Raw genomic sequence first — 23,389 nt, forward strand, 5'->3', positions numbered from 1 at the left:
CGCGCCGATGATCCGCTATATCCTGCGGCGCTTCCTGCTCGCGGTGCCGACGCTGTTGCTCGTCGCGCTGGCGGTGTTCGCGCTGGTCCGGATGATCCCGGGCGATCCGGCGCAGGTGATGCTGGGCGAGGGCGCCGACGCCGCGGCGATCGCCGCGCTGCGCGGCGAGCTCGGACTCGACGAGCCGCTGCCGGTGCAGTTCGTCGCGTGGCTCGGCAATGTCGCGGCCGGCGATCTCGGCACCTCGATCGTCACGAGCCAGCCGGTCGGCGCGCTGATCCTCTCGCGCTTTGCGCTGACCGCGACCGTCGTGCTGACCTCGGTCGCGTTCGCGACATTGATCGCGGTCGCGCTCGGCCTGCTCGCGGCGTGGCGCCGCAACCGCCGGCTCGACTGGACGATCAGCGGTGCCGCCAGCTTGGTGCTGGCGGTGCCGAGCTTCTGGCTGGGACTGATCCTGCTGCTGGTGTTCGGGGTCGAGCTGCACTGGTTGCCGGTGGTCGGCTATGTCTCCGTCGGCGAGGGCGGGCTGGCGGCGCTGGTGTTCCTCGTGCTGCCGATCGTCACGCTGACCATCTCGGAGACCGGCGTGCTGACCCGGATGATGCGGTCGAGCGCGATCGACGTGCTCGGTTACGACTATGTCACGCATGCGCGCGCCAAGGGGCTGAGCGAGGGCGTGGTGCTGCGCCGCCACGTCTTTCCCAACGCCTTCGCGCCGACGCTGACTTTGGTCGGGCTGACGCTCGGCCATTTGCTCGGCGGCGTGGCGGTGATCGAGACGGTGTTCACCTTGCCCGGCCTCGGCCGGCTGATGGTCAATGCAGTGCTGTCGCGCGATTATCCGGTGATCCAAGGGTGCCTGTTGTTCACCGCGGTGATCTATGTGCTCGTCAACCTCACCGTGGACCTGCTCTATCCGCTGTTCGATCCGCGGGTGACGGCGGAATGAGGGTCAATGTCGCCCTTGGCTATGGCCTGACCGGATTGCTCATCGCGGTGATCCTGCTCGGCTTCGTGTGGCTGCCATATGATCCGATCGCGATCGATCTCGACCATACGCTGGCGCGGCCGTCGCTGTCACACTGGCTCGGCACCGATGAGTTCGGGCGCGATGTCGCCGCGCGCGCGATGCTGGGCGCGCGGATCAGCGTGCTGATCGCGCTGCAGACGGTCGCGCTGGCGATCGCGCTGGGGACGGCGCTCGGCGTGCTCGGCGGATTCGTGCGCGGCTGGACCGACCGGCTGCTGATGACCGCGAGCGATGCGATCCTCGCCTTTCCCGGTATCCTGCTCGCGCTCGCGATGATCGCGGTGCTGGGGCCGAGCCGCCACAGCATCGTGATCGCGCTCGCCATCGCCTATCTGCCCTCGACGATCCGCATCGTGCGCTCGGCCGTGCTGTCGATCCGCGAGCGCGAATATGTCGAGGCGTCGCGCGTCGCCGGTGATGGCGCGCTCTACACGATGTGGCGCCATGTCCTGCCCAATGCGACGCCGCCGATCATCGTGCTGGCGACGAGCATGTTCGGCTGGGTGGTGCTGTCGGAAAGCGCGCTTAGCTTCCTCGGCGTCGGTGTGCCGCCGCCCGAGCCAACCTGGGGCAACATGCTGTCTTCGGCGCGGCCCTACATGCATGGTGCGGCGTATCTGAGCATCGCGCCGGGCCTGTGCATCGTCGCGACATTGCTGGGCATCAATATGCTGGGCGACGCGCTGCGCGACCGGTTCGATCCGAGGGCGGGGCGATGAGCGAGGCGTTCCTGCTAGAGGTCGATGGTCTGCGCATCGAGACCGAGGGTCCCGAGCCGCGCGCGCTGCTCGAAGGGCTTAGCTTCACGTTGCGTCCGGGCGAGCGGCTTGGCATCGTGGGCGAATCCGGCAGCGGCAAGACGATGGCGACACGCGCGATCCCGCGGTTGCTGTCGCCGGGCGTGCGCATCGTCGCGGGCCGTATCCGCTTCGACGGGCGCGACCTGACCACCGCGAGCGAGGAAGAATTGCGCGCGGTGCGCGGGGCGGGGATCGGCCTCGTGTTCCAGGAGCCGATGACGTCGCTCAACCCGGCGCTCAAGATCGGGCGGCAGCTCGCAGAGGGGCTCGCGCTTCACCGCAGGCTGGGCGACGCCGAGATGCGCGAGCGGATCGTCGCGATGCTCCGCCGTGTGCGCATCAAGGACCCCGAAGCCGCGCTCGACCGCTATCCGCACGAATTTTCGGGCGGGATGCGGCAGCGGATCATGCTCGCCTCGGTGCTGCTGCTCGCGCCCAAGCTGGTGATTGCCGACGAGCCGACCACGGCGCTCGACACGCTCAGCCAGCGCGAAGTGCTCGAACTGATGGTCGAGCTCACCGCCGAGTTCGGCACCGGGCTGCTGCTGATCACCCACGATCTCGGGCTGGTCGCGCAATATACCGACCGCGCGTTGGTGCTGGAAAAGGGTGTGCTGGTGGAGGAGGGCGATACCCGCCAGGTCCTCTCCGCCCCCAAGCATCCCTACACCGCCAAGCTGGTCGGATCGATGCCCAAGCGAGTCGAGGACCGCCAGCCGGTGGCGGATACGTCGCCGGTGCTGGAGATCGACGGCGCGGTGGTCGAATATGCCGGCAAGTCCGGGCTGTTGCGGTCCGCCGCGCCGGTGCGCGTGATCGACGGCGTCGAATTGACCGTGCGCCCCGGTGAGATCGTCGCGCTAGTCGGCGGCAGCGGCTCGGGCAAAACCACGCTCGGGCGTGCCTCGCTGGGCTTGAAGCCGCTCGCCGGCGGCGAGATCCGTTTCCGCGGCGTGCCGCTCGGGCAGATGTCGCGCGGCCAGCGGGCCGACTTCCGCCGCGCGGCGCAGCTTGTTTTTCAGGACCCGTTCTCCTCGCTCGACCCGCGGATGCGGATCGGTGAGATCGTCGGCGCGACGCTCCGCCACGTCCCCGGCATCGACCGCGCCGAGCGCCGCCGCCGGGTCGCGGCGAGCCTCGCCGATGTCGGGCTGACGGGGTTCGGGGACCGGTTGCCGCACCAGATGTCGGGCGGCCAGCGCCAGCGAGTCGCGATCGCCCGCGCGATCGTCGGCGATCCCGACCTGATCGTCGCGGATGAGCCGGTGTCGGCGCTCGACCTTACCATCCAGCTGCAGGTGCTCTCGCTGATGCAGCGGCTGCAGGCCGAGCGCGGTTTCGCCTGCCTGTTCATCACCCACGATCTCGCGGTGGTCGAGCAGATCGCGGATCGGGTCGTGGTGCTCGATCAGGGGCGAATCGTCGAGGAAGGCGCGACCGAAGCGGTCTTCGCCGACCCGCGCAGCGGCTATACGCGCGAGCTTCTCGCGGCCACGCCGGGCCTCGCGCTACGCGCGCTCGCCGAAGCCTGACGCCAGCCTGACAGAAGATGTATTTTTAGCTTTACAAAAAACAATCATCTATTATCGTCGGTCGAAATACAAAGCTGGCGCGACCAGCTGTCCGCACAGGGAAACCGACCGAGATCGGGGCAGCAAGGGCAAGGGGAAGAGACATGAAGAACGGTGATCTGGTTCGTTCGAAGGCGTCGGTGGCGAGTGCGCTCGCACTGGCGCTGGCCATTCCAAACATTGCCTGGGCGCAGAGCGGCGCCGCGGAGGAAGAAGACACGGGCGAAATCGTCGTCACCGGCGAGCGCGCCAACGAATTCGGCACCGATACGGTTCAGTCGGGCAGCTTCCGCAACGCCAAGATTCTCGACGTGCCGCTGACGATCGCGGTGATCCCCGCGGCCGTGCTGCAATCGCAGCAGGCGATCGAGCTGATCGATGCCGTGCGCAACACGCCGGGGGTGTCGTCGACCGGCACGGGCACGGTTGCGTATCAGAACATCACGATCCGCGGCATCACCGCCGACACGCGCGCCAATTTCCGCCTCAACGGTTCGCTGAACGTCATCTCGGCAACCGCCTTCCCGCTCGAGAACAAGGACCGCGTCGAAGTGCTCAAGGGCGCGTCGGCGCTCTATTACGGCTTCTCCTCGCCCGCCGGTATCGTCAACCTGGTGATGAAGCGCCCGACCCGCGAACTGCTGTTCTCGACGACGACGTTCGGCGACACCAATAGCGGCATCGGCCAGCATGCCGACCTTGGCGACACGATGGGGATCTTCGGCTATCGCCTGAACGCGGTCGCTGCGCATCTCGATTCGGGCATCGATTATGCCGACGGCGCACGCTACATGGCCTCGGGCACGTTCGACCTGAAGCCGACCAACAACCTGACCATCACCGCCGATATCGAGTGGTTCCAGAAGCACATCGTCGAGCCGGCCTTCTTCGTGCTGACGCAGCCCGCGGTCGGGACGGCGATGCCCATTCCGGACGTCCAGCTGCTTGAAGCGAAAACGAACATCGGCGGCGCGGATTGGGATTACAACAAGACGCACGAACTCAACCTGCTCGGCAAGGTCGTGTACGAGATCGCCGCGGACTGGGACGTTTCGGGCTATTACGGCCAGTCGCGGATGGTGCGGTTCCGCAACAATCCGCAGTTCGGCTTTCTCAACCTGGCCCAGCAGACGACGTCGCTCAATCCGTCCAGTGCGACCTATGGCGTCGGGCGCGTTCAATTCTCGGGCCAGCAGGCGGTGTTCAAGAACACCAACTATGCGCTGGAGGTGAACGGCAAGTTCCGCTTTGGCAACATCACCAATGAAGTGCTGATCGGCGCCTCGCGCACGCTTCGCGCCAACGCCTCGTCGCCCAATGTGCGTCAGTCGTTCACCCAGAATTTCGTCCGTCCGGTGTATATTCCGAACCCCAGCATCCCCTATTCGGCGATGCCGCCGGTGTCGAAGATCGACGACAAGGGCATCTATCTGTTCAACCGGTTGAGCTTCAACGACGTCGTCCAGGTGCTCGGCGGTATCCGCAAGAGCTGGTACAAGAATGACGGGTCGATCAACACGATCACCAAGACGCCCTATACGGCCGAGCCGATGGCCTATTCGGTGGGCGCGGTCATCAAGCCGGTCGAATGGGCCAGCATCTACGGCACCTATATCGAGGGTCTCGAGGAAACCCCCGCCGCCCCGTCCAACACCGACAATGCGACCGCGGTGTTCGATCCGACGATCAGCAGCCAGTATGAAGCCGGCATCAAGATCCAGCCGCGCTCGAACCTGCTGTTCCAGGCGGCCTATTTCAAGATCGACCGCGGCGCGGCCTATGTCGGCCCGCCGCTGCCCGGGCAGACGCTGGGGCATTACTACACCGACGGGCGGCAAATCTATGAAGGCGCCGAGTTCAGCCTGACCGGCTATGTCGTGCCCGATCTGGCGGTGAACGTCGCGGCGATGGTGCTGTCCGCCAAGTATCGCGACCAGCCGGTGATCGCCGGCAACCGCGTCGATGGCACGCCGAAGAGCAGCTGGTCGGTGTCGGGCGAGTACCGCCTGTCGTGGCTGGACCCGCAATTGAAGATCAGCGGCGGCGTCTATCATACCGGCAGCCAGGCGGTGAACGCGAACAACCAGGCGTTCGCCGATCCCTACACCACCTTCGACGTCGGCGGCTCCTACACGTTCGTGATGGGCGAGCGCGAGGTGGTGGCGCGGATCAACGGCCAGAATGTCGGAGGCAAGAAATACTGGTCGTCGGTCGGCGGGAACTCGCTCGGCATGGCGCCGCCGCCCTCCGTGAAGCTTTCACTTGCGTTCAAATACTGACGCCGGGCCCTCTCCCGTGACGTATCTCGCCGCGCATCCACCGGGTGCGCGGCCTTTTTTCATGTCGGCTCGTCCATGGCCGTGGCGCCGCTTTGCATTCTTCGGCGCAAAAGTATATTCGGAGCGACCGCCTCGAGACCGGGGCATATCGAGAATGGTTTGCGCATGAACGTCGCCGCCGCGGTCCGCCGTACCGAAGAGTCCAGCTCCCTCCGCGCGAGCCGCCTTCAGGCCGATCTGGCCGCACGGATCCTGCGCATGCTCAAGGAGCGGGGCGCGGGGCCGGGCTATCATCTGGTCGAGCTCGACCTGTGCCGCATGTTCGACGTGTCGCGCACGCCGGTTCGCGGCGCGCTGCGCCTGCTGGCCGAGCAGGGTGCGGTCGAGGCGCGGGCCAATCGCGGCTATGTGCTGCGCGAACCGGTGGTCAGCGCGCCCGACAGCGAGCCGGTGAGTCTGGAGGAAGAGGCCGACCGCCGGCTGTTCGTCGAGATCGCCAAGGCGCGCAACGCCGGGCGCCTGCCCGACCAGTGCAGCCAGCAGGAGATCGTCCGCATCCTCGGCGTCAAGCTCGCGACGGTCGTGCGGGTGATGCGCCAGTTGCAGGAACTCGGGCTGGTCGAGCGCAAGCCGGGCAATGGCTGGTCGTTCGCGCTGCCGATCAATTCGGGCCGTGCGCGGCAGGAAAGCTATGCGTTCCGCGCGCTCATCGAACCGGCCGGGCTGGTCGAAAGCACGTTCGAGCTCGACCGCGACTGGATGGAACGGTCGCGCGCGCGGCATCTGGCGTTCCGCAAGCGCAAATGGCGCGATACGCTGGCGGTGGAATTCTTCGAGATCAACTCTGACTTTCACGAGCAGCTCGCGCGCTGCTCGGGCAACCGCTACATCCTCGACTCGGTCCAGCGCCAGAACCGGCTGCGCTCGTTCCTCAACATCCAGTGGGTGAACGGGGTTGAGCGTGTGGTCGATTCGATCGACGAGCATCTCGAGATCCTCGATATTCTCGATGCTGGCGATAATGCGCGCGCCTGCCAGCTGCTCAAGGAGCATCTGGTCTATGCCCGCGACGTCGCGCCGACCGTCACCTAATACTTGTATTATTGATTTCAATAAGACAATATCCTGCGCAAGCAGCAGGAGGTTCAGCCGTGTCGTTCGAGGTTTCGATCATCCTTTTCGGTGGCGGCCGGATGGGCTCGGCGATGCTGCGCGGCTGGATCGCGAGCGGGATCGGCCCGGGCGCGATCCATGTGATGACGCCGCGTCCGGACGAGGCGCTGCTCGGGCTGGCGGCGGAATGCGGGGTCCGGGTCAATCCGCCACTGACGGCGCGGGCGGGGCAGGCCGTGGTCCTCGCGGTGAAACCGCAGCGTGTCGCCGAGATCGCTGACCAGATCGCCACGATCGCGACGCCGGATACGCTCATCGTCTCGGTGATGGCGGGCAAGACGATCGCCGATCTTCGCATGCTGTTTCCGGAGGTGCCGAGCTTCGTGCGCGCCATGCCCAATTTGCCGGCCGCGGTGGGGAGCGGGATGACCGTTGCGGTGGCCGACTGTTCCGCTGGGCAGCGCCTGCTGGCCGAGCGGCTGTTGTCGAGCACCGGGGCTTTCGAATGGCTCGACGACGAAGCGCTGATGGACGCGGCCACAGGCGTTTCGGGATCGGGGCCGGCTTATCTCTTCTACATCGCCGATTGCCTGACCTCGGCGGGGATCGCGGCAGGTTTGCCCGCGGAGGTCGCCGAGCGGTTGGCGCGTGCGACGGTCGCCGGCGCGGGAGCGATGCTCGCGCCGGATGGACCCAGTGCGGAGCAGCTTCGCCGCGACGTGACCTCGCCCAACGGGACGACGCAGGCGGGACTTGAGATACTGACGGCGGATGGCGTGCTGATGGGGCTGGTCGAGCAGACCGTCGCAGCGGCGGCGATGCGGGCGCGCGAGCTGGCGGCGGCATGAGCCTGCCGCGCGTGATCGATGGCGAGACGGCGCGGGCGGCGCTAGGTTTTCCCGAGTTGATTGCGGCGCTGCGGTCTGCCTTTGCTGAAGGCGCGGTCGTACCGCCGCGCCACCATCACGAGATCGAATCACCGGGCGGTCCGGCGGCGACGCTGTTGCTGATGCCGGCGTGGCAGGAGGGCGGTCTGCTCGGCGTCAAGATCGCGACGATCCATCCCGGCAATGGCGCGCTGGGACTGCCGGGGGTGCATGCGAGTTACCTGCTAGCCGAAGCGGCGACGGGGCGGCCGCTCGCACTGATCGACGGCGACGCGATCACCGCGCGGCGAACGATCGCAGCATCGGCGCTGGCCGCCGATCATTGCGCGCGGCCCGATGCGCGGACGCTGCTCGTCGTTGGCGCGGGGCGCGTGGCGAGCCTGGCGGCCGAGGCGTTCGCGGCGGTGCGGCCGATCGAACGCGTGCGAATCTGGAACCCGACGGCGGCTAAGGCGGAAGCGCTGGCGGTTGAGCTGGCGGCACAAGGCTTCGATGCAGCCGCGACCGGCGATCTCGCGAGGGCGGCGGGCGAGGCCGACATCGTCACCTGCGCCACGCTGTCGACCACGCCGCTGATCCGCGGCGAGTGGCTGAGGCCGGGCGCACATCTGGACCTGATCGGCAGCTTTACGCCCGGCATGCGCGAGGCGGACGATGCCTGCTTCGCCGAGGCTCGGGTGTTCGTCGACGCGCGTGAAGCGCTCGATGAATCCGGGGACCTGCTCGGCCCGATCGCATCGGGCGTATTCGCCGCCACCCGCCTCGCCGGCACACTTGCCGACCTGTGCACCGGGCGCGTGGCGGGGCGCGTCACGCTCGGCGAGCGCACCATCTTCAAGGCGGTGGGTACCGCGCTCGCCGATCTTGCGGCGGCGGCGCTGATCTACCGCGCCATGACCTGAGGAATATCATGGGCCAGCCCGTTATCATCGCCGTCACCGACATGCACACGGCGGGCGAGCCCGTGCGGATCGTGGAGCGCGGCTATCCCGAGCTGCGTGGCGCGACGATCCTCGAGAAGCGGCGCGACGCGCTGACGCACCACGACGCGTTGCGCACGATGCTGATGCTCGAACCGCGCGGGCATGACGGCATGTACGGTGTGATCCCGACCGCGCCGTGTGCGCCGGACGCCGATCTCGCCGCGCTGTTCACCCATCAGGACGGCTACAGCACGATGTGCGGCCATGCGACGATCGCGATCGGGCGCTGGGCGGTCGATAGCGGCCGGGTCGCGCTGCACGACGGGCGCGCGTCGTTCAACCTCGAGGCGCCGTGCGGGGTGATCCGCGTCGAGGTCGAGCAGGATGGGGCCGGGGCGCCGCGCGTCGCGTTTGAGAGCGTCGAATCCTTTGCCCATGCGATCGATGTCGATGTGGCCACGCCGCATCACGGCAGCGTGCGGCTGGATATCGCGTTCGGCGGTGCCTTCTACGCGATCCTGCCCGCCTCGCGGATCGGGCTGTCGCTGCTTGAATCGCCGCTCGCCGATCTGGTCGCGGCCGGGGTTGAGGTCACCGACGCGGCGCGCGCCGCAGTTGCGATCACGCATCCGAGCGAGCCCGACCTTGGTTTCCTCTACGGCACGATCCTGACCGACGATGTCGATCTGGGCGCGCATGGCGGGGCGGCGAGCAGCAATTTGTGTATCTTCGCCGAAGGGCAGATCGACCGCTCGCCGACCGGGAGCGGCGTCACCGCGCGGATCGCGCTCGCTGCTGCGCGCGGTACGATGACGCCGGGGCAAAGCTGCGAGATTCGCGGCGTGTCGGGCGAGGGCTTCATCGGGACACTCGCCTCGGTGCGGCCGGGGCCGCACGGCCCGGTATCGCGCGCGCGGGTCGAAGGCCGGGCTTACTATTCGGGGCGCTCGGAACTGATCGCCGAGCCGGGCGACCGTTTCGCGCATGGCTTCACCTGCCGCGCCGGGTCGTGGACGCGCTGCCCGGCTAGCGCGTCGCGCGCAGCGTCGGCCAAGCGCGTGCGGCGCTGTTGATGTTGACTCCGCGGTCGAGTTCGAGCGCAGTGCCAACGCGACGGATGCGCAGCGTGTCGCGGAAGGTCGTCTCGGCAAAGTGCAGCACCAACTCGATCGCGTCTTGGGCGGTCCAGCGATAGCCGGCCACGGTCGGTGCATTCGCCAGCGCATAGCCGTGGTGAAGCACAGGCGCGCTCAACGTTGCTCGCATTTCGCGCCAGCCGTCGCGCGGCGCCGCGATCGATCCATCGCCGATCGTCAGCCGCAATTCGCCATCGTCCGCAAAGGCGAGATCGAGCGCCTCGATGCCGAGCGCATTGGTCTCGACGTTCCAATGTCCGGTCAGCGCTGCCGGGTCGCCCGGCGCCTCCGATGCGATACGCGGCACGGCAGCCCAGCCGGCCAGCCGCTCGGCCAGCTTGCGGTCGTCGTCCGGGCTGCCGCCGCGCGTGAAGGCGTCGGGCAAATGGCGCTTGAGGTGCGGCAGCACGACCTTGCTCTCGTCCATCGCCGCATTGATCGCGAGCACCGCACCATGCTCGGGATAGACGATCACCGCCTGCACGAACTGACCGAGCGCGCAGTAGTACGTATCGCCGATCACCCAGTGATAGCCATAGTCGGCGGTGTGCACGCGCGTTGCTGCCTCGACCCACCATTGGGGAAGAAGGCGCTGGCCGTTCCATATGCCGTGCTGTGCGTGGAGGATGCCGAGCTTGAGCCCGTCGGCGGTAGTGAAGGTGATGCCGTTACCGCCGGGGTTGATGCCGTCGGGGCCGATGTCCCAGCGCACGTCGCGCATCCCAAGCGGCTCGAACAGCCGCGGGCGCAGATACTCGTCAGCGGTCTCGCCGGTGATGCGGGTGACGATCGCCGAGAGCATGTAGCTCGCCGCGCTCGAATAGACGTGCACCGTGCCGGGCGGGTGCGGGATCGGGATCTTGAAGAATTCGGCGACCCAGCTCGTGCTGATCCCCCGCCACACCGATCCCGAGACTTCGGCGCCGTGGCCCGAGCGCATCGTCAGCAAGTCCTCGACCGTCATCTGCCCCGCATGCGAGCCTGGCATGACGCCGGCTTCGGGGAAGAAGGACGCGACCGTGTCGGTCAGGGCAAGCTGCCCCGATTCGATCAGCATCCCGATCGCGCAGGCGAGGATGCTCTTGGTCATGCTGTGCGACATGCGCGGGCGCGTCGCCGAATAGGGCCAGCGCCATCCTTCGGCCACCACGCCGTCTCGCCACAGCATGAAGGTGTGCAGCTCAAGCCCCGCCTGTTCGATATCGTCGAGCAACGCCAGCACCGCGCCCGCGTCGATGCCGCGCTGCGACGGCGCGGCACGCGTAAGGCCGTCGGCGAGAGGCGAACATGGCGAAGCGGTCACTTGAGTCACTGATGGGTTCCGGAAAGCAGGGAGACTGGCGCCGGAACTGCGGCGCATCACTGGCCTAAAATCGCGGAGCGCCGACGTCAATCATTTTGTATTGTTGTTGCGAAAAATCCAAAACGAGTCTAACCGGAGGCGACAAGCCAGGCAGAGGAGGCGGGTATTTCAAGGGCGCAATGGCTGAAGCTGCATCGTTGGGTCGGTGGCGTGCTGGCGGTGTTCCTGCTGAGTCAGGGTCTCACCGGCGCAGCGCTGGTATTCCGCGACGAGATCGAGCCGCTGATTCATTCTGAACTGACCGTCGCGCCCGGCCCGCAGCGCGTGTCCGCTCAGGCGATGCTCGACACCGTCCGCGCCGGGCACCCCGAGGCGACCGTATCGCGCGCCGAGTTTCCGGAATCGCCCGATCAGGCGGTGCTGTTCAAGCTCAAGACCAGGCAGGGTGGCGACCAGATCCTCTTGGCGGTCGATCCGTATCGGGGGACGATCGTGCGCGACGGCGGACTGTCCGCCTGGCCGACCGAATGGATTTTCGTGCTGCACGAGCAGCTGTTCCTCGGGCCGATGGGCGAGACCGTGATCGGGATCGAAGGGCTGTGCCTGCTGTTCCTGGGGATTTCCGGGCTGGTCCATTGGTGGCCGGCCAAGGGGCGTTTTAGCCAGGGGTTCCGCGTCAAGCTCGACGGCAGCGCCGACACGCGCTGGCGGACCTTGCACCGCGCGGTCGGCGCGGGCGTTTCGGCGGTGCTGATCCTCTCGGCGGTCACCGGCGCGCTGCTGGTGTGGAAGGAGCCGTTCCGCGATGCGCTGGGAACGGTGACCGCGGTCGAGCGCAAGCCGACGCCCAAGGTCGCCGAGGAGACAGGCCGCGCTATGCTGCCGGTCGATACGCTCGTGGCGTCGGCTCAGGCGGCGCAGGGCGGCGCTGCCTTGCAGCAGTTGCGTTTCTCGAGCGGCGAGCGAGTCGTCGCGGTCTATCTCGACGGCACCCACACGGTCCGGCCCGACGGCACCAGCCAGATCTATTACAACGCCTATGACGGGCGCGAGCTGGGGCGCTATGTCGCGGGCGAGCTATCGGGCGCGACCGAGTTCATCGACTGGATCTACACCGTCCATATCGGCCTGTGGGGCGGCGTGCCGACCAGGCTGGTGATGCTGATCGAGGGACTGCTGCTCGCCGGGCTCGGCCTCACCGGCCCGTGGTTATGGTGGTCGCGTGCCGCCAGGCGCCGCCGGGCGCAGGCGGCGCGGGGCGCGACTCCCGCCGCGCAAACTCGCTGAACGCTTTTGGAAAGATGCAGATGAAGAACATCCTCGTATTGCCCGGCGACGGGATCGGTCCCGAGATCACTCGCGCGACGCTCGCGGTGCTGCGCGCGGCGGCGGGCGATGCGCTCAGCTTCATAGAGATGGACATTGGCGAGGCCAGCCTCGCCGCTGCCGGATCGACCCTGCCCGAGGCGGTGCTGGCGGCGGTGCCCGAAGCCGATGGCGTGATCCTGGGGCCGGTGTCGCACTATACCTATCCGGCCGGACAGCCCAATCCGTCCGCGAAGTTGCGCACCACGTTCAATCTCTACGCCAATATCCGCCCATGCCGCTCGCGGCCGGACCTGTCGATCCTGCGCAAGCCGATGGACCTGATCATCGTGCGCGAGAATACCGAGGGCTTCTACGCCGACCGCAACATGTACATGGGCTCGGGCGAGTTCATGCCCGATCCCGACAGCGCCTTCGCAATCCGCAAGGTGACCGGTGCCGCTTCGCGCCGGGTGGCGCGGGCGGCGTGCGAGCTGGCGGCGGCGCGCAGCGGCAGACTGACCGTGGTGCACAAGGCGAATGTGCTCAAGCTCAGCGACGGATTGTTCCTGCGTGAGGTCAGGGCGGTCGCCGCCGAGTTTCCGGGTGTGACGCTGGACGAAGTGATCATCGATGCCGCTGCGGCGCTGTTGATCCGCAGCCCCGAGCGTTTCGACGTGATCGTCACCACCAACATGTTCGGCGACATCCTGTCGGATGAAGCCTCGGAACTGAGCGGCAGCCTGGGACTGGGCGGGTCGATCAATGCCGGTGACGACATCTGCGTCGCGCAGGCGCAGCACGGCTCGGCGCCCGACATTGCCGGGCAGGGGGTGGCCAACCCGACATCGCTGATCCTGTCGGCGGCGATGCTGCTGAGTTGGATGGGACGGCGTGACGGTGATGCCGGGCTTTCCGCGATCGGTGAGCGGATCGAGGCGGCGGTGGATAGCGCGCTGGACGACCCGGCTTCGCGCACGCGCGATATCGGCGGGGCGCTCGGCACCGATGCGTTCGCCGATGCGGTGATCGGCAGGCTCGCATGATCGGCTCGACCAATCCTGCCACGGGCGAGACCTTCGCCCGCTTCGACGAGCAGAATTCGGCGGAAATCGATGGCGTGCTTGCGCGCGCCGCGGCGGCGCAGCGCGAGTGGCGTCACGTGCCGGTCGAGCGCCGCGTCGAGCTGCTTCGCGCGATCGCGAAGGAACTCCGCGCCGAGCGCGATCGCCTCGCCGCGATCGTGACCGCGGAGATGGGTAAACCGATCGGCGAGGCGATGGCCGAGGTCGAGAAATGCGCGCTCAACTGCGACTTCTACGCCGATGCAGCGCCCGCGATGGTCGCCGATATGCGGGTGCCGGGCATGGCCGACACGCTGATCGCGCATGAGCCGCTCGGCGTCGTGCTGGCGATCATGCCGTGGAACTATCCGATCTGGCAGGTGCTACGCTTCCTCGCGCCGGCGCTGGCGGCGGGCAATGGCGCGATCCTCAAACATGCCGCCAACGTGCCGCAATGCGCACTGGCGATCGAGCGGATCGTCGCGGCGGCGGGCGCGCCGGCCGGGCTGTTCGGCAATCTGCTGGTCGACTCCGGCGCGGTGCGCGGGGTGATCGAGGATGACCGTATCGCCGCGGTGACGCTGACCGGCTCCACGCAAGTCGGCATGATCGTCGCGGCGCAGGCCGGGGCGGCGCTCAAGAAGCAGGTGCTCGAACTGGGCGGATCGGACCCGTTCGTCGTGCTGGCTGACGCCGATATCGAGCGTGCCGCGGCGATGGCGGTCGCTGCGCGCTTCACCAATGCCGGGCAGAGCTGCGTCAACGCCAAGCGCTTCATCGTCGAGGATGCGGTCGCCGACCGCTTCGTCGAGGCGTTCGCGGCGGCGATCGCAGCGCGGCTGAAGCTTGGCGATCCGGCCGATCCCGCGACCACGCTGGGGCCGCTCGCGCGAGCCAACCTGCGTGCCGCGATCGATGATCAGGTCCAGCGCAGCATCGCCTCGGGCGCGCGGCTGGTCACCGGCGGATCGGCGCCCGATGGTCCGGGCTTTTTCTATCGCCCGACGATCCTCGACCGGGTCGCGCCCGGCATGGCCGCCTTCGACGAGGAGACGTTCGGTCCCGCCGCGGCGATCGTCCGCGCCGCGGATGCGGATCAGGCGATCGAACTCGCCAACCGTACCGCCTTCGGGCTCGGCGCATCGGTATGGACCGGTGACACACAGCGTGGCGCCGTGCTGGCGCGGCGGATCGATGCGGGCGCGGTGTTCGTCAACGCCATGGTCGCGTCCGACCCGCGAGCGCCGTTCGGCGGCATCAAGCATTCGGGTTACGGCCGTGAGCTGGGCGAGCTCGGCCTCAAGGAGTTCACCAATGCCAAGACCATCCGCATCGCTGCCTGAAGGCGCCGCGCCGCCGATCGTGCTGCGGCCCGAGGGGCTGCCGGTCAAGGACCGCGGCGGCGGGATCGTCACCACGCCCTTGGTCACCGCCGGGCGCGGGTCGCGCGCGATGCTCACTGGCATCACCACGATCGCGCCGGGCGCCGCGGTGCCGCTCCACACGCATAATTGCGAGGAGTGCGTGATCGTGCTGTCGGGCGAGGGCTTCGCGCATATCGACGGCGCAGATCATCCCGTCCGGCCGGGCTATACGAGCTGGATTCCCGCCGGGGTGCCGCATTGCTTCCGCAACCCTTCGGCCGAGCAGCCGCTGTCGATCTTCTGGACCTATGCCTCGATCGATGCCACGCGGACGATCGTCGCGACGGGGGTCACGACGCGGATCGACGAGGAGCGCTGACCATGGCCACCGAGATTGCGTGCATCGATGTGACGCCGGGTTCGGGCGAGGCGTTCGAGGCCGGGGCGGCGGAGGCGGTAGCGCTGTTCCGCGCGGCGGACGGGTGCACCGACATGCGGTTGCTGCGCTCGCATGAGCGGGAGGGGCGTTACTGGCTGATCATCGAGTGGCGCGACGTCGCGGCGCATGAGGCGTTTCGAGCGACGCCCGCTTTCGCGCGCTGGCGCGAACTGGTCGGGCCGTATTTCGCCGGCCCGCCGCAGGTCGAGCATGGGATCGCCACGGCGGCGGGGTTCTAAGCCGGCGCCAGCGCCTCCCACACCGCCTTGGCGATCACGACATCCTGCACGGCCACGCCGGTCAGGTCGACGACCACGGTCTCGGCCGCCGCGAAACTCGGCGGTTCGGCGAGCGCTTGTCCGAACGGGATGAGCCGCGCAGGGTCGAGCAAGCCGGCGCGCACGGCCCAGCCTGCCTCGCCATGGTCGATGCACTGGCCGGGCGAATCGGCGATCACCGTCGCGGCGGCGACGAGCTCGGGATCGAGTTCCTGCTTGCCCGGCGCGTCGGCGCCGACCGCGACGATCCGCATGCCGGGCCGGGCCAGCGCGGCGGGGAACAACGGCGCGCGTGCCGTTGTGGCGGTGACGATCAGATCGGCTTCGGCACAAAGCCGTTCGATCCCGACGGCCTCGCCGCCTAATGCCGCCGCGGCTTCGGGGCGACGTGCGCAAACCAGTAGCCGCTCGAACGGCAGTGCGGCGCGGATCGCGGCGACCTGCCGGCGCGCCTGATCGCCGCTGCCGATCACGCCCAGCGTCCGCGGCCGCTCGGGCGCGATCAGCCGCGCGGCGAGCGCGCCGGCCATCGCGGTGCGGATTCCGGTCAGCTCACCATGGTCGTGCAGCACCGCGAGGATCGCGCCGGTCCGCGCGCTGCCGACCACGATCACCCCGTCCTCCTTGGGCACGCCGGCGGGGTTGCCGTAGAAGCTGTTGCTGATCTTGACCGCAAAGACATCGTCACCGTCGAGATGCGCCGACTTGATGTGGCAATCGGCATCGCCCGGAAAGCCGAGATGCCCGACAGCGGCGACCTGGCACTCGCCCGCGGCGAAGGCGCGAAACCCTGCTGCGAGCGCCGCCATCACGCGCTCCGGGTCGAGCGCGGCCATGATCTGCTCCAGTTCGACGGTGCGCATGATTTCCCTTTCATCTTTCCGTTATTGTATTATTGAGAAGTGAAGATACAATCAAGCGCGATGACTGGCCGCGGTTCGCGGCGCCGGGAGGATGGATGGACGGCTTGGCCCTGCTGGCGTTCGCGATGGTGGCGACCTTCCTCGCGCTCGTCATGACCAAGCGGCTGTCGGCGCTGATCGCGCTGATGGTCGTGCCCACGGTTTTCGCGCTTGCCGCCGGCTTTCATGCCGGGCTGGGCGACATGATGATCGAGGGCGTGCGCAACCTCGCGCCGACCGGCGTGATGCTGCTCTTCGCGATCCTCTATTTCAGCCTGATGATGGACGCGGGGCTGTTCGATCCGCTGGTTCGCGTGATCGTGCGGACGGTGCATGGCGATCCGGTGCGGATCGCGATCGGCACGGTCGTGCTGGCGCTGGTTGTCGGCCTCGATGGCGATGGCACGACAACCTACATGATCTGCATCGCGGCGCTGCTGCCGCTTTACAAGCATATCGACATGGACCGGCGCGTGCTCGCCTGTCTGCTGATCATGTCCTGTGCGGTGATGAACCTCTCGCCCTGGGGTGGACCGACCGCGCGCGCGGCCACCGCGCTGCATGTCGATCCCGGTGATGTGTTCGTGCGATTGCTGCCGGCGATCGCCGCGTCGGGCGCTTGGACGCTGTTCGTCGCTTGGCGGATGGGGCTGCGTGAGCGCGTCCGTCTCGCCGCCAACCCGCAGGAGCCGGTTGCGAAGATCGAGCAGGACGTACTGCTGGAGGAAGTCGGCGGCGACCTGTCGATCAAGCGGCCGCGCCTGTTCGTCCCCAATCTGCTGCTGACGTTGACGCTGCTCGGCCTGCTGATCTCGGGTCTGGTGCCGCTGGTGCCGCTGTTCATGATCGCCTTCGCCGCCGCGGCGATGCTCAACTACCCCAATCTCGCCGAGCAGCGTGCGCGGATCGCCGCGCATGCCGCCAATGCAATGGCGACGGCCAGTCTCGTCTTCGCTGCGGGTATCTTCACCGGCATCCTGTCGGGCACCAAGATGGTCGACGCGATGGCCGGGACCGTGATGTACGTCATCCCGCCCGAGCTCGGGCCGTATCTGGCGCCGGTGACCGCGCTGATCAGCATCCCGTTCACCGTGTTCATCTCGAACGACGCCTTTTATTTCGGGATGCTGCCGATCATCGCGAAGACCGCTGCGCTCTACGGCATCGACGCCGCCGATCTCGCGCGTGCGTCGCTGGTCGGACAGCAGATTCACCTGCTCAGTCCGCTCGTCGCCTCGACCTATCTGCTCGTCGGCCAGACGGGCGTCGAGTTCGGCGAACTGCAGCGGTTCGTCTGGAAATGGGCGCTGGCATCATGCGGGGTCTTCATGGCCGCGGCGCTGCTGGTCGGGGCGTTTCCGTTCGCTGCATGACACGATATCTGGAAGGGAAAGACATGACCGAGATTCGCCGCTGGCAACCGACCGTTCGCATGCACCAGGCCGTGGCGCATGGCGGGCTGTTGTTCACCGCCGGCCAGTGCGCCGAAGCGAACCCCGATGCCGATGCACAGGGGCAGGCCGAGGAAATCCTTGGCCGCATCGATCGGCTGCTCGCCGACGCCGGCACCGACAAGAGCCGCATCCTCAGCGCCTCGATCTATCTCGCCGACATGAGCGACTTCGCGGCGATGAACCGCGCGTGGGACGCCTGGGTCGCGCCGGGCGAGATGCCCGCGCGCACCACGATCGAGGCAAAGCTCACCGATCCGCGGTTCGCCGTCGAGATCGGCGTGATCGCCGCACTTTGAGCATGCGATCGATCCGAGCCACGCTGTTCGCCGCGACCGCGCTGCTCGCGAGTTGCGCCCCAGAGGCGCGCCGCGAGGATGGCGGCTCGATCCTGCACGCGCGGATCAATGCCGACATCGTCTCGTCCGATCCGGGAACGCGGCGCGATCTCAACACCGATGCGGTGCTGCTGCATGTGGTCGAAGGACTGGTCGCCTCGCGCGAGGACGGCTCGGCCGGGCCGATGCTGGCGCAAAGCTGGACGGTTTCGCCCGACGGCAAACGCTATCGCTTCGCGCTGCGTCAGGGCGTGCGTTTCCACAATGGCGCGCCGCTGACCGCCGACGATGTCGTATGGTCGTTCAAGCGCTATCTCACGCCCGCCACGCATTGGCGCTGCGGTTCCGATCTCGGGCCGAAGGGCATTGCGGCGTTACTCGAGGTGCGCGCGCTCGATCCGCGCACGGTCGAGCTGGTGCTCGACCGTCCCGCGCCGCTGCTCCTCCAGACGCTGGCGCGCGCCGATTGCGGCGGCACCGGCATCTATCATCGTGATTCGGTGGGTGCCGACGGCAGCTGGCGCCATCCGATCGGCACCGGCCCGTTCCAGTGGAGCGAGTGGCGGCACAATGAATATGTCGAGCTGCGCCGTTTCCCGGGCTACGCCTCGCTGCCCGGCACGCCCGACGGCAATGGCGGCGGCAAGCAGGCGCTGGTCGATCGCGTGCGCTTCGACGTGATCCCCGACAGTTCGTCGGCCAGCGCGGCGCTGCTGCGCGGCAGCCTCGACATACTCGACGGCCTGCCGCCCAACGAGATGGGCGCGGTCGAGCGCGCACCGGGCGTCAGCTTCTCCTCGGCGCCGGGCATGGACTTGTTCGCGATGCTGTTCCGCACGCACGATCCCGTGCTGCGCGACGCGCGGCTGCGGCGGGCAATCGCGCTCAGCCTCGATGTGGCGGCGCTGACCAAGGTTGCGACGCGCGGCACTGGCATCGCCAACAGCTCGCCGATCCCCGCCGCCAGCCCCTTCTTCAAAACAGTCGAACGCGAGCGGATCAAGCGCGACCTCGCCGCCGCGCGCGCGCTTGCGCGGGCGGCTGGCTATAAGGGCGAGCCGATCCAGCTGATCACGGGCCGCCAGCCGCCCGAGATGTACGATGTCGCCATCATCGCGCAGGCGATGGGGCGCGAGGCCGGGATCAACCTGCGCGTCGAGGTACTCGACTGGAGCAGCCAGCTCGCGCGCTATTCCAGTGGCGACTATCAGGCGATGGTGTTCGGCTATTCGGCGCGGCTCGATCCGTCGCTGATGTTCAACGCCTTTCTCGGCGATCAGCAGACCGATCCGCGCAAAGTATGGGACACGCCGACGGCGCGCAGCCTGATGAGCCAGTCGGTCGCGGCGCCTACGCCCGACGAGCGTCAGGCGATCTTCGACAAGATGGACCGCGCCTTCCGCACCGAAGCGCCGGCGGTGATCCTGTACAACAGCCAGCGGGTGACCGCGCTGCGCCAGGGTGTGACCGGCTTTCGCGCCTGGCCGGCGCAGTCGCAGCGGCTGTGGAACGTGAAACTGGCGGGAAGCTAGCCGCGCAGCCGCGCCAGTATCCCGTCGAGTGCGGCGTCAAGCTGCGTGAAGCGGCCATCGCTGGTGACCGCACGCACGACCTGCTCGTTGAGCCCGCCGCGCGTCTGATGCTCGTCGGCGAGCTGGTCGAAATCGACGCCGGGGCCGGTGACGGCGAGCCCGCCGAGCATCTGGCCGACGAATGTGCGGGCCTGTTCGGCCTGCACACCGCGTTGCGTCATCCAGACGGTAACCGTCGCGGCGAAGGCGAAATAGCTCGCCATCGTCGCGGTCGCGGCGGTGAAGATGTCGAACGCGGCTTCGTCCGCCAGCACTACGGCCGTGCCGAGCTGGTCGAACAGCGCCTGCACCTCGGCGTTGGGGGGATAGATGGCGGTCGGCCCCTGGCGCAGCGCGACGGCGGGAAGCGGCACCGCGCGCGTGATACGCGTCGCCGGCGCGACGATGCCGCGCAGATGGTCGAGGCTCACCGTCGCGATCACGCTCAAGACATGATGGTCGGGCCGGAAGCGCAGCGCGGGCAGCACTTCGTCCGCGACTTGCGGGCGAACGGCCAGCACGACCAGATCGCTGCCGTCGAGAACAGCCTGGTTGCTGTCGGCGACGCGCACATCGGCGTGGCGCGCGGCAAGCGCCGCCCCGATATCCGCGCTGCGCGGGGAAAGAAGGATCGGCGTGTCATTGCCCGCCGTGCGGAGCCCGTCGACGATCGCAGCCGTGATCGTCCCCGTGCCGACAAACCCGATCCTCATTGCCCGATCCTTCCCGTTCTTGCCGTCACGCCGCGCGATAATGTTCGAGGCCGCGGATCGCGCCCCGCACCGTCTCGACCACGAAGTCGCGCTCGGTACCGATCAGTGGCAAGCGCGGCGCGCGTGGCCATTCCGGCGCGCCATAGACCAGATTCTCGGCGAGCTTGATATATTGCACCAGCTTGACGTGCGTATCGAGGTGAAGAGCCGGCGTGAGGATGCGGTAAAGCTCGCGCGCCTTGGCGAACTTCTCCTCCTTGCACAGGTTGAAGATCTCGACGCATTCGGCGGGCCAGACATTGGTCATGCCCGACACCCAGCCGGTGACGCCGAGCGCCATGCTTTCGACGATCACGTCGTCGACGCCGCAGAACACGCTGTAGCGGTCGCCTACAGCGACGGCGATGTCGGTCACGCGGCGGATGTCGCCGCTCTCTTCCTTGACGCAGACGATTTCCTCGACGTCACTGAGCATCGCCAGCACTTCGGGCGTGACGTCGACACCATAGGCGATCGGGTTGTTGTAGATCATGATCGGCAGCGGCGAGGCCTGCGCGACGCGGCGATACCATTCCGCCGTCTCGCGCGGGTCGCTCTTGTAGGCGATGCTGGGGAACACCATCAGCCCCTCGGCGCCGAAGCCTTGATAGCGCGCGGCGTTAGCTTGGGCGGCCTCGAGCGTCACTTCGGCAAGGCCCGACAGCACCGGCACGCGGCCGCCGACCACTTCGACCGCGCCTCGAATCACCGATTCGCGCTCGGCCATGCTCAGCGATGCGTTCTCGCCCAGCATCGGCAGCACGATCACACCTGAGACGCCATTGGCCACCAGTCGCTCGATGCTGCGCTGGGTCGCGTCGATATCCACCGCGCCCGATTCGGTCATCTTGGTCGTCACCGCCGGAAACACGCCTGCCCACTTCGTCATAGCTGTCGCTCCTGTTCAACTGTATCCAATATACATATATGATGGAGGTATGTCGATAACCATTGCTGCGGCATCGCCGATGCGGCAAAAGCGGAATGGATTTTGTTGAAAGGAGCCCATGCGCACGGCCCAGTCCCGCAGCCACCGCATTCAGCGGCAGAGCATTCCCGAAAGCCTGTGCGATTCGCTTCGCGAGCGCATCCTGAGCGGCGAGTTTCAGGAGGGCGACGCGCTGGTGCAGGACGCGATCGCCGACGACTACGGCGTCAGCCGCATGCCGGTGCGTGAGGCGCTGCGCCAGCTCGAGGCGATGGGACTGGTGGCGATGCGCACGCACAAGGGCGCGATCGTTACCACGGTGCCGACCGAAGAGGTGGAGGAGCTGTTCGAGCTGCGTGCGCTGCTCGAAGGTGAACTGCTCGGCCGCGCGATCCTGCGCATGACCGACCAGGATATCGAGGCCGCCCGCGCGCTGCTGGTCGATCTCGAAACCTCATATGAGCAGCAGGATATGGCGGCGTGGGGCCGGCTCAACTGGGCGTTCCACCGCCGCCTGTATCTGCCTGCGCAGCGCGCCCAGACGCTGGCGATCCTGCAAGGCATCAATCTCCAGACCGAGCGTTACATCCGGGTCCATCTCGTGATCACCAACGGGCTCGACACCGCGCAGCAGGAGCATCGCGAGCTGCTGCGGCTCTGCGCGCTTCGGGAGGCCGACCGTGCCGTGGCGTTTCTGCGCGAGCATGTGTTGAGCGCGGGACGTGCACTGGTGGCTGGGTTGCGGCGCCATCGGGCTGACCGGAGCGACCAGCCCGTCGCCGATTGACGTTCAATTGTATCCAATATACTTCGTGCGCTAGCGAGGTATAAAAATGCGGTTGCAGCAAATCATCACGGTGGTCGGGGCGCATGCCGAAGGCGAAGTCGGGCGAGTCATCACGGGCGGCGTGATCGCGCCGCGCGCGGCGTCGATGTTCGAGCGGCAGCAGCGCTTCACCCGCGAGCAGGACCATCTGCGCGGCCTGTTGCTTTCCGACCCGCGCGGCAGCGTCAATGCCGCGGTCAATTTGATCACGCCGCCGGTCGCGGATGATGCCGATCTCGGGATGATCGTCATCGAGGCCGATCACTATCCGCCGATGTCGGGGTCGAACCTGATCTGCACCGTCACCGTCGCGCTCGAGACCGGGATGGTGCCGATGACCGAGCCGGTGACGCGGCTGCGCGTCGATACGCCCGCCGGTCTGGTCGAGGTCGATGCGGAATGTGCGAACGGCAAATGCCGGCGCGTGTCGTTCCGCAACGTGCCCGCTTTCGTCATGCACCGCCGCAGCCCGGTGGAGGTGCCGGGGCTCGGCACGGTCGAGGTCGATGTCGCCTATGGCGGCATGATCTATGTGATCGTCGAGGCCGAAACGCTCGGCCTGACGCTGGCGCGCGACGAGGCGCGCCACCTGGTCGAGCTGGGCGAACGGATCAAGCGCGCGGCCGCCGTCCAGCTGCCCGCGGTCCACCCCGAGAATCCCGGCATCCACACGATCAACCAAACCTTGTTCGCCGGACCGCTGTTCGAAAAGGACGGCGTGAAGGCAGCGAAGAACGCCGTGGTCGTCTCGCCCGGCCGGATCGACCGCAGCCCGTGCGGCACCGGCAGCTCGGCGCGGATGGCGCTGTTCCATGCGCGTGGCGAACTCGCGGTGGGCGAACCGTTCCTGCACCTGTCGATCCTTGACACCGAATTCGCGTGCGCGATCGAAGGCGTGGCGCAAGTTGGCGCGAGCGATGCGGTCGTCACCCGCGTGAGCGGCCGGGCGTGGCTGACTGGGGTCTCTTATTACGGCACCGATCCCGAAGACCCCTTCCCCGAAGGCTATCGTCTCAACGATAGCTGGCCGACACCGATCCAAGCCGCCGAATGACAGCACGCTTCCAAATGACAGGTCAGTGAAGGGAGTAGGTGCTAAGCGGCGCTGGTGTCACCTCCCTTCTCT

22 protein-coding genes are annotated in these 23,389 nt (G+C 67.6%); 18 read left to right on the forward strand and 4 right to left on the reverse strand.

The window, feature by feature from the left end:
- The first annotated feature begins 7 nt into the window (after positions 1-7).
- The 8 genes from M9978_RS05905 (at position 8) to M9978_RS05940 (ending at position 9,679) form a co-directional block, all read left to right on the forward strand.
- Positions 8-952 (forward strand): ABC transporter permease, encoded by a 945-nt coding sequence (locus M9978_RS05905; protein WP_254292069.1) that lies wholly within the window; start codon positions 8-10, stop codon positions 950-952.
- Positions 949-1,752, forward strand: a complete 804-nt coding sequence (locus M9978_RS05910) for an ABC transporter permease (RefSeq protein ID WP_254292070.1) — start codon at positions 949-951, stop codon at positions 1,750-1,752. The genes M9978_RS05905 and M9978_RS05910 overlap by 4 nt, the downstream gene beginning before the upstream one ends.
- Entirely contained in the window at positions 1,749-3,365 is a 1,617-nt protein-coding gene (locus tag M9978_RS05915) for a dipeptide ABC transporter ATP-binding protein (protein ID WP_254292073.1), read from the forward strand. Before M9978_RS05910 ends, M9978_RS05915 begins: the two co-directional genes overlap by 4 nt.
- A gap of 143 nt (positions 3,366-3,508) precedes the next feature.
- Entirely contained in the window at positions 3,509-5,683 is a 2,175-nt protein-coding gene (locus M9978_RS05920) for a TonB-dependent siderophore receptor (RefSeq protein WP_254292074.1), read from the forward strand.
- A gap of 165 nt (positions 5,684-5,848) precedes the next feature.
- On the forward strand, positions 5,849-6,775 hold the full coding sequence (locus tag M9978_RS05925) for a GntR family transcriptional regulator (RefSeq protein ID WP_254292075.1): 927 nt from the start codon (positions 5,849-5,851) through the stop codon (positions 6,773-6,775).
- 59 nt (positions 6,776-6,834) lie between these two features.
- Positions 6,835-7,644, forward strand: a complete 810-nt coding sequence (proC, locus tag M9978_RS05930; RefSeq protein WP_254292076.1) for a pyrroline-5-carboxylate reductase — start codon at positions 6,835-6,837, stop codon at positions 7,642-7,644.
- On the forward strand, positions 7,641-8,585 hold the full coding sequence (gene lhpI / locus M9978_RS05935) for a bifunctional Delta(1)-pyrroline-2-carboxylate/Delta(1)-piperideine-2-carboxylate reductase (RefSeq protein ID WP_254292077.1): 945 nt from the start codon (positions 7,641-7,643) through the stop codon (positions 8,583-8,585). The genes proC and lhpI overlap by 4 nt, the downstream gene beginning before the upstream one ends.
- Before the next feature lie 8 nt (positions 8,586-8,593).
- Positions 8,594-9,679 (forward strand): proline racemase family protein, encoded by a 1,086-nt coding sequence (locus M9978_RS05940; protein ID WP_254292078.1) that lies wholly within the window; start codon positions 8,594-8,596, stop codon positions 9,677-9,679.
- Here M9978_RS05940 and M9978_RS05945 read toward each other — a convergent pair.
- On the reverse strand, positions 9,633-11,054 hold the full coding sequence (locus M9978_RS05945; RefSeq protein ID WP_254292079.1) for a serine hydrolase domain-containing protein: 1,422 nt from the start codon (positions 11,052-11,054) through the stop codon (positions 9,633-9,635). The two genes, M9978_RS05940 and M9978_RS05945, sit on opposite strands and share 47 nt — an antisense overlap.
- A gap of 180 nt (positions 11,055-11,234) precedes the next feature.
- Here M9978_RS05945 and M9978_RS05950 point away from each other — a divergent pair, with 180 nt between their 5' ends.
- From M9978_RS05950 to M9978_RS05970, 5 genes are read left to right on the forward strand one after another with little or no spacing between them, the layout of a single operon-like run.
- The gene (locus tag M9978_RS05950) at positions 11,235-12,332 is read left to right on the forward strand and encodes a PepSY-associated TM helix domain-containing protein (protein ID WP_302053832.1); all 1,098 of its coding nucleotides are present in this window, start codon (positions 11,235-11,237) and stop codon (positions 12,330-12,332) included.
- Between the two features lie 20 nt (positions 12,333-12,352).
- Positions 12,353-13,396: an isocitrate/isopropylmalate dehydrogenase family protein gene (locus tag M9978_RS05955; protein WP_254292081.1), complete on the forward strand. Its 1,044-nt coding sequence runs from the start codon at positions 12,353-12,355 to the stop codon at positions 13,394-13,396.
- Positions 13,393-14,757, forward strand: coding sequence for an NAD-dependent succinate-semialdehyde dehydrogenase (locus M9978_RS05960; RefSeq protein ID WP_254292082.1), 1,365 nt, complete (start codon positions 13,393-13,395; stop codon positions 14,755-14,757). Before M9978_RS05955 ends, M9978_RS05960 begins: the two co-directional genes overlap by 4 nt.
- Positions 14,729-15,157 carry a cupin domain-containing protein gene (locus M9978_RS05965; RefSeq protein WP_254292083.1) on the forward strand — a complete coding sequence of 143 codons (429 nt, stop codon included), beginning with the start codon at positions 14,729-14,731 and terminating at the stop codon, positions 15,155-15,157. The genes M9978_RS05960 and M9978_RS05965 overlap by 29 nt, the downstream gene beginning before the upstream one ends.
- A 2-nt stretch (positions 15,158-15,159) precedes the next feature.
- Positions 15,160-15,456 carry a putative quinol monooxygenase gene (locus M9978_RS05970; RefSeq protein ID WP_254292084.1) on the forward strand — a complete coding sequence of 99 codons (297 nt, stop codon included), beginning with the start codon at positions 15,160-15,162 and terminating at the stop codon, positions 15,454-15,456.
- Here the strand turns inward: M9978_RS05970 and M9978_RS05975 are convergent.
- Positions 15,453-16,358 (reverse strand): Rossmann-fold NAD(P)-binding domain-containing protein, encoded by a 906-nt coding sequence (locus tag M9978_RS05975; protein ID WP_254292085.1) that lies wholly within the window; start codon positions 16,356-16,358, stop codon positions 15,453-15,455. The genes M9978_RS05970 and M9978_RS05975 overlap by 4 nt on opposite strands.
- Before the next feature lie 95 nt (positions 16,359-16,453).
- On the opposite strand from M9978_RS05975, the gene M9978_RS05980 reads away from it, so the two are divergent.
- Genes M9978_RS05980 through M9978_RS05990 form a run of 3 tightly spaced genes read left to right on the forward strand, consistent with a single transcriptional unit; the run spans position 16,454 to position 19,718 of the window.
- Positions 16,454-17,770 (forward strand): CitMHS family transporter, encoded by a 1,317-nt coding sequence (locus M9978_RS05980; RefSeq protein ID WP_254292086.1) that lies wholly within the window; start codon positions 16,454-16,456, stop codon positions 17,768-17,770.
- A gap of 23 nt (positions 17,771-17,793) precedes the next feature.
- A complete protein-coding gene (locus M9978_RS05985) occupies positions 17,794-18,147 on the forward strand; it encodes a RidA family protein (RefSeq protein WP_254292087.1) in 354 nt (117 codons plus the stop codon).
- A 2-nt stretch (positions 18,148-18,149) separates the two neighbouring features.
- Positions 18,150-19,718: an ABC transporter substrate-binding protein gene (locus M9978_RS05990; protein ID WP_254292088.1), complete on the forward strand. Its 1,569-nt coding sequence runs from the start codon at positions 18,150-18,152 to the stop codon at positions 19,716-19,718.
- On the opposite strand, the gene M9978_RS05995 is transcribed toward M9978_RS05990, so the two are convergent.
- Both M9978_RS05995 and M9978_RS06000 read right to left on the reverse strand, forming a co-directional pair.
- The gene (locus M9978_RS05995) at positions 19,715-20,470 is read right to left on the reverse strand and encodes a pyrroline-5-carboxylate reductase (protein WP_254292089.1); all 756 of its coding nucleotides are present in this window, start codon (positions 20,468-20,470) and stop codon (positions 19,715-19,717) included. The two genes, M9978_RS05990 and M9978_RS05995, sit on opposite strands and share 4 nt — an antisense overlap.
- A gap of 25 nt (positions 20,471-20,495) precedes the next feature.
- Positions 20,496-21,398, reverse strand: a complete 903-nt coding sequence (locus tag M9978_RS06000; protein WP_254292090.1) for a dihydrodipicolinate synthase family protein — start codon at positions 21,396-21,398, stop codon at positions 20,496-20,498.
- Between the two features lie 118 nt (positions 21,399-21,516).
- Here M9978_RS06000 and M9978_RS06005 point away from each other — a divergent pair, with 118 nt between their 5' ends.
- Both M9978_RS06005 and M9978_RS06010 read left to right on the forward strand, forming a co-directional pair.
- Entirely contained in the window at positions 21,517-22,224 is a 708-nt protein-coding gene (locus tag M9978_RS06005; RefSeq protein ID WP_254292091.1) for a GntR family transcriptional regulator, read from the forward strand.
- A gap of 46 nt (positions 22,225-22,270) precedes the next feature.
- Positions 22,271-23,317 carry a proline racemase family protein gene (locus tag M9978_RS06010; protein ID WP_254292092.1) on the forward strand — a complete coding sequence of 349 codons (1,047 nt, stop codon included), beginning with the start codon at positions 22,271-22,273 and terminating at the stop codon, positions 23,315-23,317.
- Positions 23,318-23,389: the final 72 nt, after the last annotated feature.

It is taken from the genome of Sphingomonas tagetis, assembly GCF_024211275.1.
GTDB lineage: Bacteria > Pseudomonadota > Alphaproteobacteria > Sphingomonadales > Sphingomonadaceae > Sphingomonas > Sphingomonas tagetis.

Coding starts and splice junctions, on each gene's coding strand:
- M9978_RS05965 (WP_254292083.1), top strand. CDS start 14,729: ATGCCAAGACCATCCGCATCGCTGCCTGAAGGCGCCGCGCCGCCGATC.
- M9978_RS05905 (WP_254292069.1), top strand. CDS start 8: ATGATCCGCTATATCCTGCGGCGCTTCCTGCTCGCGGTGCCGACGCTG.
- M9978_RS06000 (WP_254292090.1), bottom strand. CDS start 21,398: ATGACGAAGTGGGCAGGCGTGTTTCCGGCGGTGACGACCAAGATGACC.
- M9978_RS05985 (WP_254292087.1), top strand. CDS start 17,794: ATGACCGAGATTCGCCGCTGGCAACCGACCGTTCGCATGCACCAGGCC.
- M9978_RS05960 (WP_254292082.1), top strand. CDS start 13,393: ATGATCGGCTCGACCAATCCTGCCACGGGCGAGACCTTCGCCCGCTTC.
- M9978_RS06010 (WP_254292092.1), top strand. CDS start 22,271: ATGCGGTTGCAGCAAATCATCACGGTGGTCGGGGCGCATGCCGAAGGC.
- M9978_RS05925 (WP_254292075.1), top strand. CDS start 5,849: ATGAACGTCGCCGCCGCGGTCCGCCGTACCGAAGAGTCCAGCTCCCTC.
- M9978_RS05955 (WP_254292081.1), top strand. CDS start 12,353: ATGAAGAACATCCTCGTATTGCCCGGCGACGGGATCGGTCCCGAGATC.
- M9978_RS05920 (WP_254292074.1), top strand. CDS start 3,509: ATGAAGAACGGTGATCTGGTTCGTTCGAAGGCGTCGGTGGCGAGTGCG.
- M9978_RS05910 (WP_254292070.1), top strand. CDS start 949: ATGAGGGTCAATGTCGCCCTTGGCTATGGCCTGACCGGATTGCTCATC.
- M9978_RS05995 (WP_254292089.1), bottom strand. CDS start 20,470: ATGAGGATCGGGTTTGTCGGCACGGGGACGATCACGGCTGCGATCGTC.
- lhpI (WP_254292077.1), top strand. CDS start 7,641: ATGAGCCTGCCGCGCGTGATCGATGGCGAGACGGCGCGGGCGGCGCTA.
- M9978_RS05975 (WP_254292085.1), bottom strand. CDS start 16,358: ATGCGCACCGTCGAACTGGAGCAGATCATGGCCGCGCTCGACCCGGAG.
- M9978_RS05940 (WP_254292078.1), top strand. CDS start 8,594: ATGGGCCAGCCCGTTATCATCGCCGTCACCGACATGCACACGGCGGGC.
- M9978_RS06005 (WP_254292091.1), top strand. CDS start 21,517: ATGCGCACGGCCCAGTCCCGCAGCCACCGCATTCAGCGGCAGAGCATT.
- M9978_RS05980 (WP_254292086.1), top strand. CDS start 16,454: ATGGACGGCTTGGCCCTGCTGGCGTTCGCGATGGTGGCGACCTTCCTC.
- M9978_RS05915 (WP_254292073.1), top strand. CDS start 1,749: ATGAGCGAGGCGTTCCTGCTAGAGGTCGATGGTCTGCGCATCGAGACC.
- M9978_RS05970 (WP_254292084.1), top strand. CDS start 15,160: ATGGCCACCGAGATTGCGTGCATCGATGTGACGCCGGGTTCGGGCGAG.
- M9978_RS05990 (WP_254292088.1), top strand. CDS start 18,150: ATGCGATCGATCCGAGCCACGCTGTTCGCCGCGACCGCGCTGCTCGCG.